Annotated in this window: 15 protein-coding genes; 9 read left to right on the forward strand and 6 right to left on the reverse strand. The window is 63.5% G+C overall.

Annotated features, from left to right (window positions below; genetic code table 11):
* Positions 1–527: 527 nt before the first annotated feature.
* From thrC to JQ575_RS38690, 4 genes are all read left to right on the forward strand, one after another.
* On the forward strand, positions 528–1,946 hold the full coding sequence (gene thrC / locus JQ575_RS38675) for a threonine synthase (RefSeq protein ID WP_212038429.1): 1,419 nt from the start codon (positions 528–530) through the stop codon (positions 1,944–1,946).
* Positions 1,943–3,232 (forward strand): pitrilysin family protein, encoded by a 1,290-nt coding sequence (locus tag JQ575_RS38680; protein ID WP_212038430.1) that lies wholly within the window; start codon positions 1,943–1,945, stop codon positions 3,230–3,232. Before thrC ends, JQ575_RS38680 begins: the two co-directional genes overlap by 4 nt.
* Positions 3,233–3,334: 102 nt before the next feature.
* On the forward strand, positions 3,335–3,922 hold the full coding sequence (locus JQ575_RS38685; protein WP_212038431.1) for a GNAT family N-acetyltransferase: 588 nt from the start codon (positions 3,335–3,337) through the stop codon (positions 3,920–3,922).
* Between the two features lie 110 nt (positions 3,923–4,032).
* Positions 4,033–4,683, forward strand: a complete 651-nt coding sequence (locus JQ575_RS38690; RefSeq protein WP_212038432.1) for a hypothetical protein — start codon at positions 4,033–4,035, stop codon at positions 4,681–4,683.
* A 65-nt stretch (positions 4,684–4,748) separates the two neighbouring features.
* On the opposite strand, the gene JQ575_RS38695 is transcribed toward JQ575_RS38690, so the two are convergent.
* From JQ575_RS38695 to JQ575_RS38715, 5 genes are all read right to left on the reverse strand, one after another.
* The gene (locus tag JQ575_RS38695; RefSeq protein ID WP_212038433.1) at positions 4,749–5,234 is read right to left on the reverse strand and encodes an ATP F0F1 synthase subunit B; all 486 of its coding nucleotides are present in this window, start codon (positions 5,232–5,234) and stop codon (positions 4,749–4,751) included.
* Between the two features lie 3 nt (positions 5,235–5,237).
* Complete coding sequence (locus tag JQ575_RS38700) at positions 5,238–5,810, reverse strand: F0F1 ATP synthase subunit B' (protein WP_192735363.1); 573 nt, start codon at positions 5,808–5,810, stop codon at positions 5,238–5,240.
* Positions 5,811–5,867: 57 nt separating this feature from the next.
* Entirely contained in the window at positions 5,868–6,098 is a 231-nt protein-coding gene (locus JQ575_RS38705; protein ID WP_192735362.1) for a F0F1 ATP synthase subunit C, read from the reverse strand.
* Positions 6,099–6,155: 57 nt separating this feature from the next.
* On the reverse strand, positions 6,156–6,905 hold the full coding sequence (locus JQ575_RS38710) for a F0F1 ATP synthase subunit A (protein WP_212038434.1): 750 nt from the start codon (positions 6,903–6,905) through the stop codon (positions 6,156–6,158).
* A 73-nt stretch (positions 6,906–6,978) separates the two neighbouring features.
* Positions 6,979–7,350 carry an AtpZ/AtpI family protein gene (locus JQ575_RS38715; RefSeq protein ID WP_212038435.1) on the reverse strand — a complete coding sequence of 124 codons (372 nt, stop codon included), beginning with the start codon at positions 7,348–7,350 and terminating at the stop codon, positions 6,979–6,981.
* Between the two features lie 339 nt (positions 7,351–7,689).
* Between JQ575_RS38715 and JQ575_RS38720 the strand changes: the two genes are divergently transcribed.
* From JQ575_RS38720 to JQ575_RS38730, 3 genes are all read left to right on the forward strand, one after another.
* Positions 7,690–8,325, forward strand: coding sequence for a 2-hydroxychromene-2-carboxylate isomerase (locus JQ575_RS38720; RefSeq protein WP_212038436.1), 636 nt, complete (start codon positions 7,690–7,692; stop codon positions 8,323–8,325).
* Positions 8,326–8,404: 79 nt separating this feature from the next.
* Positions 8,405–8,938, forward strand: a complete 534-nt coding sequence (locus JQ575_RS38725) for a hypothetical protein (RefSeq protein ID WP_212038437.1) — start codon at positions 8,405–8,407, stop codon at positions 8,936–8,938.
* A 154-nt stretch (positions 8,939–9,092) separates the two neighbouring features.
* Positions 9,093–9,566: a secondary thiamine-phosphate synthase enzyme YjbQ gene (locus JQ575_RS38730; protein ID WP_212038438.1), complete on the forward strand. Its 474-nt coding sequence runs from the start codon at positions 9,093–9,095 to the stop codon at positions 9,564–9,566.
* 92 nt (positions 9,567–9,658) lie between these two features.
* Here the strand turns inward: JQ575_RS38730 and JQ575_RS38735 are convergent, their stop codons facing one another.
* A complete protein-coding gene (locus tag JQ575_RS38735) occupies positions 9,659–11,302 on the reverse strand; it encodes an MFS transporter (RefSeq protein WP_249167182.1) in 1,644 nt (547 codons plus the stop codon).
* A 353-nt stretch (positions 11,303–11,655) separates the two neighbouring features.
* Here JQ575_RS38735 and JQ575_RS38740 point away from each other — a divergent pair, with 353 nt between their 5' ends.
* Together JQ575_RS38740 and JQ575_RS38745 are read left to right on the forward strand one after the other, a co-directional pair.
* Positions 11,656–12,330, forward strand: a complete 675-nt coding sequence (locus tag JQ575_RS38740) for a response regulator transcription factor (protein WP_212038440.1) — start codon at positions 11,656–11,658, stop codon at positions 12,328–12,330.
* 16 nt (positions 12,331–12,346) lie between these two features.
* Positions 12,347–13,021 carry an HAD family phosphatase gene (locus tag JQ575_RS38745; protein WP_212038441.1) on the forward strand — a complete coding sequence of 225 codons (675 nt, stop codon included), beginning with the start codon at positions 12,347–12,349 and terminating at the stop codon, positions 13,019–13,021.
* The last annotated feature ends 26 nt before the right edge of the window (positions 13,022–13,047 follow it).

Genomic DNA, 13,047 nt, shown 5'->3' on the forward strand with positions numbered 1-13,047 from the left:
TCACGGCATAAGCCGTAAAGCCATTGCGCAGGGGAAGGCCGGGTGTTCTCCGCTGCCCTGTATGCTCGTGTGCAGCCTACTTAGTGCAAACCGCACACGGGACCGCGGGTGCAGCGCGCACCCGGTCTTTCCTGCGCCCTCACTATGAGAGGGCAAGGAATTTCTGGCAAAGCTCGGGCGCATCGCGCCGCGAGATCGCGAAACTATATCAACCGTCATTGCGAGCGCAGCGAAGCAATCCAGCTATCCGTTCTGCCGAGGTATGGATTGCTTCGCTGCGCTCGCAATGACGCGGAGAAGCCGCGGCGTACTGGTCCCCCGCTTTCGCGGAGGACGACAGCGACGGGTGAGGCGAGAGCGGTGCGCAAATCGCGCCAAAGCCCTCCCCCCGCACTCACCTTTTCGCCATTGCGGCATTTCACAAGGAGCGAAAACGCTTTAAGGTGCCGCGCGCTTTGTCGTTGGCGAAGGGTAATAATTCACAGATATCAAAGGGTTAGCGGAAGCTAACGCCTTTGGAGGGCGGTTTGACGCGGTATATTTCGACGCGGGGGGAGGCTCCCACCCTGGGTTTTTGCGATGTGATGCTGACCGGGCTTGCCCGCGACGGCGGTCTCTACGTGCCTGAAACCTGGCCGCAGCTTTCGCCCGAGACCATCGCCGGATTTTTCGGACGGCCCTATTGGGAAGTCGCGGTCGAGGTGATCCGGCCGTTCGCCGGGGGCGAGATCTCCGACGCCGATCTCGGCCGTATGGCCAATGAAGCCTACGCCACCTTCCGCCATCCCGCGGTCGTGCCGCTGCGGCAGACCGGCTCCAGCCAGTTCGTGCTCGAACTTTTCCATGGCCCGACGCTCGCGTTCAAGGACGTCGCGATGCAGTTGATCTCGCGGCTGATGGATCACGTGCTGGCCAAGCGCGCGCAGCGCACCACCATCGTCGTGGCGACCTCAGGCGACACCGGCGGCGCTGCGGTCGACGCCTTTGCCGGTCTCGACAATGTCGATCTGATCGTGCTGTTTCCGCATGGCCGGATTTCCGACGTGCAGCGGCGGATGATGACGACGACGGGCGCGGCCAACGTGCACGCGCTGGCGATCGAAGGCAATTTCGACGACTGCCAGGCGATCGTGAAGGAGATGTTCAATCATCACGGCTTTCGCGATGCGGTCTCGCTGTCGGGTGTCAATTCGATCAACTGGGCACGGGTGGTTGCGCAGGTGGTTTATTATTTCACCTCGGCGGTGGCGCTCGGCGCGCCCGCGCGCACGGTCGACTTCACGGTGCCGACCGGAAATTTCGGCGACATCTTTGCCGGCTATGCCGCCAAGAAAATGGGCCTGCCGATCCGCTGGCTGCGCATCGCCTCCAACATCAACGACATCCTGCCGCGCACGCTGAAAACCGGCATCTACGAGGTGCGCGAGGTGCACGCTTCTGCCTCGCCCTCGATGGATATCCAGGTGTCCTCGAATTTCGAGCGGCTCTTGTTCGAGGCTGGTCAACGCGATGCCGCCAGCGTGCGCCGGCTGATGGGTTCGCTGAAACAGTCCGGGCGCTTCGTCCTGCCGGATGCGACGCTGGCCGCGATCCGCGAGGAGTTCGACGCCGGGCGCGCCGACGAGACCGAAACCGCGGCCACGATCCGCGCCGCCTGGCGCGAGGCCGGCGACCTCGTCGATCCCCATACTGCGGTGGCGCTTGCGGTGGCCGATCGCGACACCTCGGATTCGAAGATCCCCAATATCGTGCTGTCGACCGCGCATCCGGCCAAATTCCCCGATGCGGTCGAGGCCGCTTGCGGCGTGCGCCCGCAATTGCCGGCCTGGCTCGACGGCCTCTTGACCAAATCTGAACACATCACGGTGATGAAAAACGATTCAGCCGAAGTGGAGCGATTCGTGCGCTCGGTGAGCCGTGCCGCGAAGCAGGGAGTTACCGGATGAGCGTTGACGTCACCAAGCTAGCATCCGGCCTCACCGTCATTACCGACAGCATGCCCCATCTGGAGACCGCCGCACTTGGCGTGTGGGCCGGCGTCGGCGGCCGCGATGAAAAGCCCGACGAGCACGGCATCTCGCATCTGCTCGAACACATGGCATTTAAAGGCACCACGCGGCGCTCCTCGCGCGAGATCGTGGAAGAGATCGAAGCGGTTGGCGGCGACCTCAATGCGGGGACCTCGACCGAGACCACCGCCTATTATGCACGGGTGCTGAAGGCCGACGTGCCGCTGGCGCTCGACGTGCTCTCCGACATCCTCGCCAATCCGTCCTTCGTGCCTGACGAACTCGAGCGCGAAAAGGGCGTCATCGCCCAGGAAATCGGCGCGGCGCAGGATACGCCCGATGACGTCGTGTTCGAGCATCTCAACGAGCTCTGCTATCCGGACCAGCCGATGGGGCGGTCGCTGCTCGGCACCACCAAGACGCTGAAGAAATTCGATCGCGACATGCTGCGCGGCTATCTCACCCGGCATTATCGCGGGCCGGACATGGTGGTGGCGGCGGCGGGCGCCGTCGATCACAAGCGCGTCGTCGAGGAAGTGACGGAGCGCTTTGCGAGCTTTGAATCCACCCCGGCGCCGAAACCGCAAGCCGCGATGTTCGGCAAGGGCGGCTCGCGCGTGGTGCATCGCGACCTCGAACAGGCGCATATGACGCTGGCGCTCGAGGGCGTGCCGCAGACCGACCTGTCGCTGTTCTCGCTGCAGGTGTTCACCAACACGCTCGGCGGCGGGATGTCGTCGCGGCTGTTCCAGGAAGTGCGCGAGAAGCGCGGGCTGTGCTACTCGATCTACACCTTCCATGCGCCCTATAGCGACACCGGGTTTTTCGGCCTCTACACGGGCACCGATCCGAACGATGCGCCGGAAATGATGGAAGTGATCGTCGACGTCATCAATGACGCGGTGGAAACCCTGACCGAGGCCGAGATCGCCCGCGCCAAGGCGCAGATGAAGGCGGGGCTCTTGATGGCGCTGGAAAGCTGCTCCTCCCGCGCCGAGCAGCTGGCCCGCCATATGCTGGCTTACGGCCGGCCGCTGACGGCGGAAGAGCTGGTCGCCCGGATCGACGCGGTCAGCGTGGAATCGACCCGCAATGCCGCGCGGGGCCTGCTTTCGCGCAGCCGGCCGGCGGTCGTGGCGCTCGGCAGCGGCAGGGGTCTGGACACGGCGGTGACTTTTGCGGAAGGATTGACCAAGGTGAAGGCCAAGACCTTGTTGCATTGAGTCCTTGTTGCATTGAGTCCCTGTTACATTGAGCCCTTGTTACATTAAGGCCTTGCTGCATTAAGGCGCTGCTGCACTAAGAGGATGCTTGGGAGTTAGGGCATGGCCCTGTTTCGGTTGCCATCCAGCGGACCGGCCGCGCTTGTGCCGCGCGGCCACGGCCTGTTGCTGCGCGCCCCGCAGATGGCGGATTTCCTGCAATGGGCGCAATTGCGCGAATCGAGCCGGTCCTATCTGACGCCGTGGGAGCCGATCTGGCCGTCGGATGACCTCACCCGGGCCGGGTTCCGGCGGCGGCTGCGGCGCTATGCCGAGGATATTGCGGCCGACCGCTCCTATCCGTTCATCATTTTCCGCGAATCGGACGGCACCATGATCGGCGGCATCACGCTGGCCAATGTCCGCCGCGGCATCGTGCAGGCCGGCACCATCGGCTATTGGGTCGGCCAGCCCCATGCCCACCGCGGCTACATGACGACGGCGCTGCGGGTGCTGCTGCCGTCGCTGTTCGGCGAACTCAATCTGCACCGTATCGAGGCGGCGTGCATTCCCACCAATACGCCCTCGATCCGGGTGCTCGAGAAATGCGGCTTTACCCGCGAGGGGCTGGCGCGGCGCTATCTGTGCATCAACGGCGTCTGGCAGGACCATCTGCTGTTCGGCATGCTGCATGAGGATTTCCGCGGCTAATCCTCGATTTCAGGGCCTTTCCGGGAATCCCGGGGCCTTCACGTGGCCTTGGGTTCGCCGCCATTGGCCTGCTATAAGGCCGCCGGGGACGTGAATGGCAGGGACGTCGCATGGGTGACATCAGGTTGTTGAGAGTAGCGCTCGCGGCCACGGTCGTGGCCGGGCTCGGCTGCGGCCTCGCGCAGCCTGCGTCGGCGCAGTCGCTGACCGACCGCTTCAAGGGCCTGTTCGGCGGCACGTCGGACGAGCCGGCCCCGGCCCCGGGCGCTGCGCCGAAAGCTGAAGAGGATACCGGCGATCTCACCTGTCCGGAGGTGAGGGTCAGGGCCGGCGCGTCGACCTATGCCGTGGCCGCGCCCGGCAAGCAGCCGGTCGGCAACGATTTGCGGTTCCAGGCGACCATCGGCAAGACGGCGCGGCAATGCAGCCTCAATGGCGGCGTCATCACCGCGCGGATCGGGATTCAGGGGCGCGTCATTGCAGGTCCCGCCGGCGCGCCGTCGTCGGTGCAGGTTCCGCTTCGCGTCGCGGTGGTGCAGGGCGGGATCAGCGAAAAGACCATTGCCACCAAGGCCTATCAGACCACGGTCTCCATGACCGAGACCGGCAGCGAGCCCTTTACGCTGGTGGCCGAAGATCTGGTCTATCCGGTGCCTGCACCCGGGACCAGCGACAACTACATCTTCTATATCGGCTTCGACCCGCAGGCCCTGAAGCCGGAGCGGCCGGCGCCGCGCAAGAAGGCGGCGCCCACGCAATAAAAAACCGGCGCGAAATGATCGCGCCGGCTTCCGTCTCTTGATTTGAAACCGCTCAGTTCAGCTCGTCAGTTCAGCTTGGCGCGAACCTCGGCGATACCCTTGGCCAAGAGGTCATCGGCCACCGAGCCCTTCACCGATTGCGACAGGATGGTCGACGCTGCGGCCACTGCGGCATTGGCCGCGGCGGAGCGGACGTCGGCGAGCGCCTGCGCTTCGGCGAGGGCGATCTTGCTCTCGGCGGTCTTGGTGCGGCGGGCGACGAAGTCTTCCATCTTGGCCTTGGCTTCGACCGCGATCCGCTCGGCTTCGGACTTGGCGTTGGAGATGATTTCCTCGGCCTCACGCTCGGCGCTGGAGCGCTTGGTCTTGTATTCCGCGAGCAATGCCGCGGCCTCGTCCTTCAGGCGGCGGGCGTCGTCGAGTTCGGCCTTGATGCGCTCGGCGCGATGGTCGAGCGCCTTGAACACCGTGCGATGGATGCCGAGATAGGCAAACAGCGCCATCAGGATGACGAACGCAATGGCAACCCAGGTTTCTGGCTCGGCGAACATCCTTTATCCCTTCAACGAAGCATCGACGGCGCTGTTCAACGCGCCGCCGTCGGGCAGCACGCCGGTCAGCCGCTGCACGATCGCGCCGGCCGCATCCGCGGCAATGCCACGGACGTTGCTCATGGCGGTCTCGCGCGTTGCCGCGATGGTTTTCTCGGCCTGGGCGAGCTTGGCGGAGAGCTGGTCTTCCAGCGTCTTGCGCTCGGCTTCCGAGGCCGCGTTCAGCTTCTCGCGGGTCTCGGCGCCGATCGCCTGGGCGCGGGAGCGCGCCGAAGCCAGGTCGGCTTCATACGCCTTCAGCGCCGCGGCCGACTCATCCTTCAGCTTCTGCGCTGCGGCCAGATCGCCTTCGATCGCGTTCTGACGTGCATCGATCACGCCGCCGACGCGCGGCAGCGCAATGCGCGACACGATCAGGTAGAGCGCGACGAATGCGATGACCAGCGACACCAGCTGCGAAGCGAAGGTGCTCGACTCGAACGGAGGAAATCCTCCGCCGTGATGGCCACCATCGGCTTCGGTGTGGGCGCCGGTCTTCTGGCCCTTGGCGGGGGCGCCCTGACTCTTTTCAGCCACCGGGTACTCCTGTTGCTGTCATGCACGCCGCCGGAGGGCGGCGCGGGAAGGTGCAGCTCAGAGCGGAACGAACAGCAGCAGCAGCGCGATCAGCAGCGAGAAAATGCCGAGCGCTTCGGTCACGGCGAAGCCGAAGATCAGGTTGCCGAACTGGCCCTGGGCTGCGGAAGGATTGCGCACCGCTGCGGCGAGGTAGTTGCCGAAGATGATGCCCACGCCGACGCCCGCGCCGCCCATGCCGATGCATGCGATGCCCGCGCCGATGAGTTTTGCTGCTGATGCTTCCATTTTCTTGAGCTCCTTAGAGGGAAAGACTGACTTGTGGGTGGGAATTCTCCGGACCGCTTAGTGTCCCGGATGAATGGCGTCGTTGAGGTAGATGCAGGTGAGGATCGCGAACACGTAGGCCTGCAGGAACGCGACCAGCAGCTCCAGCGCGGTCAATGCGACGGTGAGCGCCAGCGGCAGGATGCCGCCGATCCAGCCGACCGCGCCCAGCGAGACGCCGAGCATCGCGACGAAGCCCGCGAACACCTTCAGCGCGATGTGCCCGGCCAGCATGTTGGCGAACAGACGCACGCTGTGCGAAACCGGCCGCAGGAAGAACGACAGGATTTCGATGAACATGACCAGCGGCAGGATGTAGATCGGAACGCCGGAGGGCACGAAAATCTTGAAGAACTTGAGGCCGTTCTTGTAGAGGCCGTAGAACAGCACGGTGAAGAACACCAGGAACGCCAGCGCGGCGGTCACGATGATGTGGCTCGAAATCGTGAACGTGTAGGGAATGATGCCGACGAGGTTCGACACGCAGATGAACATGAACAGCGTGAAGATCAGCGGGAAGAACTTCATGCCTTCCGAGCCGGCGGTGCTGCGAATGGTGCTGGCGACGAACTCGTAGGAGATTTCGGCGACCGACTGGAAACGGCCGGGAACCAGCTGCCGTCCGCCACCGAGCATCAGCACCGCCGTCAGCGCCACCGCGATGAACATGTAGAGCGACGAGTTGGTGAAGGCGATCGTCTGATTGCCGATATGGCCGATCGTGAAGAGGGGCTCGATGTTGAACTGATGAATCGGGTCGATTTTCATCCGCGCGGGCCTTGGTCCGCCGGCCTAGCTTGCCGGCAATCGAATTTCAAATGTCGTGACTTCCCGTCGGCGCTCAGCGTTTGCCCGAGGCTACGCCCGCGTATCTCACCACGTTGACCACGCCGGCGACGAAGCCGAGCAGCAAAAACACGATGAAACCGAACGGCGATGTCGACAACAACCAGTCGAAACCCCAGCCAATCCCTGCCCCGACGGCAACGCCCGCAACCAACTCCGAGGAAAGGCGGAAACCAAGCGCCATCGCCGAAGCTCTGGCCGCCCTGTCGCCGCTTTCAGTACCGGGTTGATCAGTCTTGATTTTTCGGGTGTCACGAATTTCGGACAACCGGTGATCGAGACTTCCGAGCCTTGCGGAAAGCGCAGCTTCATCGGACGACGATTGATCGCGATTTCCACCTGCGTTGTCGCTTTTGTCTTCGGCCATGCCCAAGACATTAAACGATGCTGCGGTTGATGGAAATTACGCCCGTCACCCTTAAAAGCCGCGCGGACCATACTTACCGCGTCTAATCAAGTCAAGATTGCGCCGTAACCAGTTAGTGCATTGATTTCGCTGAATTTATTTAGAGATATTCCACGAGCCTGTGGACCCGTCATCGCAGTGCAGCAGCAAAAGCGTTTTGAAGCGATGCAGAGGCTGGTTCGCGCCAAGTAAACTGCGTTCGAACAAAAGGCCATGGCGCGGCAAGGGGCGATCTTGCGCCGATTTGGCTGACCTGTTGGGATGCCGCTCGCGCCATCATCAGCCGTTCCCGGAGCCCGCATGCCGCGCCAGGTCGATTACTATTTCTCGTTTCAATCGCCGTGGGCCTATATCGGCCATGGGCCGTTTAGCGAGCTCGTAAGTGCCTATGATCTCAAGGTAAATCACAAGCCCGTGGTGCTGGTCGATCTGTTCTCGGAAACCGGCGGGTTGCCGCTGATGAAGCGCCATCCAGTACGGCAGCGCTACCGGATGGTCGAGCTGCAGCGCTGGCGCGACAAGCGCGGCCTGAAATTCCATCTTCAACCCGCGAATTGGCCGTTCAACGCGCGGCTCGCCGACGGTGTCGTGATCGCGGCGATCGAGGCCGGGCTCGATCCCGATCGGTTTCTGCGGCGGGGCTTTGCCGGCGTGTGGGAGGATCAGCTCAATCTGGCTGATCCCGGGACGATTGCGCAGCTGGCCGACGAATCCGGGCTGCCCGGCAAGCAATTGGTGGAGCGATCCGCCACTGATGCGATCAGCGCGGCCTATGAGCAGAATCGTCAGGATGCGCTGGCGGCCGACGTGTTCGGCTCGCCGGTCTATGTGCTGGATGGCGAAGTTTTCTGGGGACAGGACCGGATAGAATTGCTGGGAGACGCGTTGAAGTCCGGCCGCGCGGCCTATAGCTCAAAGGTCCAGGGTGTTGCGTGAATAGACGTCGTGTGATGCGCCTCTGTGTGTGTCCTGGCGGTTGAGGAAACCGGTACTGTCTTTAAGGCGGAGCAAGCCCATGAGCACAGCGTCGTCCTCCAGATTGTTCTTCTCCGTTGTTGCCGTGCTGGCGCTGGGTGTTGCTGGCGCCGGCGCCGCGCCTCCGAAGGCGATGCCGGATACCGAGAACGGCCGTTATGCGCTGTCCTCGACGCCGGATGGCGTGCTGCGGCTCGATACCCGAACCGGCGCGATTTCGACCTGCAGCAATTCGGGCGCGGGCTGGGCCTGTTACGCGGTGCCCGACGAGCGTGCGGCGCTGGATGCGGAGATCGGCCGGCTGCAGGCCGACAATGAAAAGCTCAGGGCGGACCTTGCTTCGCGCGAACCGACCGTTGCCGGCAAGATCGAAGAGCCGATGCCGAAATCCGACTCGCTGAAGAAGAACGAGCCCAGGAATGACCCCACGATCGCCGAGGGCGAACGCAAGATCGAAATTCCACTGCCGAGCGATCGCGACATGGATCGCATGATGTCGTTCCTGGAGCGGGCCTGGCGGCGGTTGATCGAGATGGCCAACCGCGTGCAGAAGGACGTCAACGGCAGGATTTGACGGAGTGTTGCGGCTGTCGTCCCTGCGAAAGCAGGGACCCATAGCCACCGTCGCGGATTGTTTGCAAAAGGTATTAACTCCGCGCGCCCGCAATCGAGAGGCCGCGGAGTATGGGTCCCTGCTGTCGCAGGGTCGACATGTGGAGAGATAATTCGTGCCTCCAAATAAATCGCTGTCCCGCACGCCATCCTCCAGCGTCAGCGCGACGAGCATCGTCTCCTCACTGCTGACCGTGCAAACCCCGGGAGCGGGCTTTACCGACCTCACGGCCGAGATCGCAAAATTCGTGCGCGAGGCCGGCGCGCGCGAAGGGTCGGTGACGCTGTTCATCCGTCACACCTCGGCGTCGCTGACGATCCAGGAAAATGCCGACCCGACGGTGCTGGGCGATCTCTTGACGGCGCTGGACCGGGCCGCGCCCGAAAACGCCGGATGGCGCCACGACACCGAAGGCCCCGATGACATGCCCGCGCACATCAAGACCATGCTGACCGCGACCTCGCTGCAGGTCCCGGTGCTGCGCGGCGCGCTGGCGCTGGGAACATGGCAGGGGATCTATCTGATCGAGCACCGGGCGCGGCCGCATCGGCGCGAGATCGTGCTGCAGTTTATCGGCAGCAGCGCCTGAACCCGTCCCCGCAAAACAAAACCGGCCGCGGATCGCTCCGCGGCCGGTTCGTGTTGTGATCGTCCGCCGGCTTCCCGACGGACGAAACCGGGTTACTTCGTGATGTCGACGTCCTTGGTTTCCGGCAGGAAGAAGAAGCCGACGACCGCGGTGATCGATGCGAAGATGATCGGGTACCAGAGACCTGCGTAGATATCGCCGGTCGAAGCCACGATCGCGAACGAGGTCGCGGGCAACAGACCGCCGAACCAGCCGTTGCCGATGTGGTAGGGCAGCGACATCGAGGTGTAGCGGATCTTGGTCGGGAACAGTTCGACCAGCATCGCCGCGATCGGCCCGTACACCATGGTGACGAAGAGCACCAGGATGAACAACAGCCCGATCACCGCCGCGACCCGCGGTTTGAAGATGTCGAACGGGTGCGCCATCTTCACGATCTGGGCGTCGCCGGCTTTCGGGTAGCCTGCACCCTGCACCGCCGCCAGCACCGCCGGGTTCGATGTCTTGGCATCCGTGTAAGCCACCTCCTTGCCGTTGACGACGACCTTCACGCCGGTGCCTTCGTAGCGGGTCGAATACTTGACCGACTGCTGGGCGAGGTAGGCGCGGGCGGTGTCGCAAGGCGCGGTGAAGACGCGGGTACCGACCGGGTTGAACAGGTCGCCGCAGGCCTTGGGATCGGCGACCACCTCGACCTTGACCGTCTCGATGGCCTTTTCCAGCGCCGGGTTGGCGTTGGTGGTGATCATCCTGAAGATCGGGAAGAAGGTCAGCGCCGCGATCAGGCAGCCCGCCAGGATGATCGGCTTGCGGCCGATCTTATCGGACAGGGCGCCGAACACGACGAAGAAGCCGGTGCCGAGCAGCAGTGACCAGGCGATCAGCAGGTTGGCGGTGTAACCGTCGACCTTGAGGATCGATTGCATGAAGAACAGCGCATAGAACTGGCCGGTGTACCAGACCACGCCCTGGCCCATCACGCCGCCGATCAGCGCGATGATGACGATCTTGGCGTTGCTCCAGTTGGCGAAGGCTTCGGTCAGCGGCGCCTTTGAGCTCTTGCCCTCGTCCTTCATCTTCTGGAACACCGGCGATTCGTTCAGGCGAAGCCGGATCCAGACCGAGATGCCGAGCAGCACGACCGACACCAGGAACGGAATACGCCAACCCCATGCGGCGAAGTCAGGCTCGCCTAGCGCCGTACGGGTGAACAGGATCACCAGCAGCGACAGGAACAGGCCGAGCGTTGCCGTGGTCTGGATGAACGAGGTGTAGTAGCCGCGTTTGCCCATCGGGGCATGTTCGGCCACGTAGGTCGCCGCGCCGCCATATTCGCCGCCGAGCGCGAGGCCCTGCAGCAGGCGCAAGCCGATCAGGATGATCGGCGCCGCGATGCCGATGCTCGCCGCGCTGGGCAGAATGCCGACGATGAAGGTCGACAGGCCCATGATCAGAATGGTGACGAGGAAGGTGTATTTGCGGCCGACGATGTCGCCGACGCGGCCGAACACGATGGCGCCGAACGGACGGACGATGAAGCCCGCGGCGAACGCCAGCAGCGCGAAAATGTCGCGCGTGGCCTGGTTGAACATCGGCAGATTTGTTGCCGGATCAATGATGTTGAAGAATTGCACACCGATGATGCTGGCAAGCGAACCGAACAGGTAGAAGTCGTACCATTCGAAGACGGTGCCGAGTGACGAAGCGAGAATGACGAAACGTTCGTCCTTCGTCATTCCCCCCGCGCGTGTGGGTGTAGCAGCCATTGTGGACATTTCGATCGCTCCCCTGAATATCTATTGATGCAAAGTCCGCCCGTCGCCGAACTTGGCCGGATTGAGCTGTGGGCTTCGTCTTACGGTAACATCCCCGTGAAACCTGCCCCAATACGACTTTCGGCCCTTTGCACGGCCGCATCTGGCATACCGGCGCCCTCGATTGCGCCCTGGATCAGGTCGGTCAGGCCCGCACTATTGCGGCGCACAAGCGGGACTGCTTTCAGACGTGATAGGATTGCGCTCTTGCACGTGGCCTCCTGCCGGGAGACAAAGCGATTACGGGCTTACCGCAAGCCGATTGCGAGACATCCATGACGACCGTTGCCAGCACCCATCTCGTCATCGCCGATGACCACCCGCTGTTCCGCGACGCCCTGCGGCAAGCGGTCGCGAGTGTCGTCAGCTCGGCCGTGATCAGCGAGGCGGGCTCGTTCGACGACCTCACGGCGCTCCTCGAACGGGACTCCGACGTCGACCTGATCCTGCTCGATCTGACCATGCCGGGGATCTCCGGCTTCTCCGGCCTGATTTATCTGCGCGCGCAATATCCGGCGATTCCGGTCGTGATCGTCTCCGCCAGCGACGACGCCGGAACCATCCGGAGGTCGCTCGATTTCGGCGCGTCCGGTTTCATTCCCAAGCGCTTCGGGGTCGAAACGCTGCGCGACGCCATCATGAAGGTGATGGAAGGCGACGTCTGGGTTCCGCAGGACACCGACCTTTCCTCCGCCGCCGACCCGGACATGACGCGGCTGCGCGACCGGCTGGTGACGCTGACCCCGCAGCAGGTGAGGGTGCTGATGATGCTGTCGGAGGGGCTGCTCAACAAGCAGATCGCCTATGAACTCGGTGTCTCGGAAGCGACCATCAAGGCGCATGTCTCGGCGATCCTGCAGAAGCTCGGCGTCGAAAGCCGCACCCAGGCCGTGATCGCAGCCGCGAAAATCTCCGGCGGCCAGTGGCGCCAGGGTACGCCGACGGCGTAACGGCAAAGCAATCCGAATGCCGCCAGTATCAGGGAAAGCGCTGCTGTTCGACATTGACGGCACGCTGGCCGACACCGATGCGCTTCATCTGGAAGCGTTCAATCAGGTCCTCGGCCCCCGCGGTCACAGCTTTGATCACGCGCGCTTCAGCAAAGAGCTTCAGGGCTTCTCCAACGCTTCGATCAGCGCGCGGTTTCTCGCCGAGGAACCACCGACGCGCCAGACCGCGATCATCGGCGAGAAGGAGGCAACCTTCCGCAGGCTCGTTGCCGGGAAAGTCCAGCCATTGCCCGGCCTGATGGCGCTGCTTGCGCGCGCGGATCGCGCTGGCATCCCCATGGTCGCGGTAACCAACGCGCCGCGGCTGAATGCCGAGATGCTGCTCTCCGGACTTGGGATCACGGATCGGTTCAAGGCGCTCGTCATCGGCGATGAACTTGCCCACGGCAAGCCGCATCCAATGCCGTATCTGGAAGGTCTGCGCGCGGTGGGCGGCGTAGCCGCTCTGTCCGTTGCGTTCGAGGATTCCCGATCCGGCATCCAGTCGGCCTCGGCCGCAGGCATCGCGACGATCGGGATCCGAACGAGCCTTGCTCATGCGGACATGGTCGCGGCAGGCGCCGTCACGACGGCCGCGAACTTCGACGACCCGGAATTGGTTCGGATGGTCGGGGCGGCGATGAATTGGTAATGGATGTTTACGATCTCGCGCTACGG

The sequence above is a fragment of the Bradyrhizobium sp. JYMT SZCCT0428 genome, from assembly GCF_018131075.1.
Classification (GTDB): Bacteria; Pseudomonadota; Alphaproteobacteria; order Rhizobiales; family Xanthobacteraceae; genus Bradyrhizobium.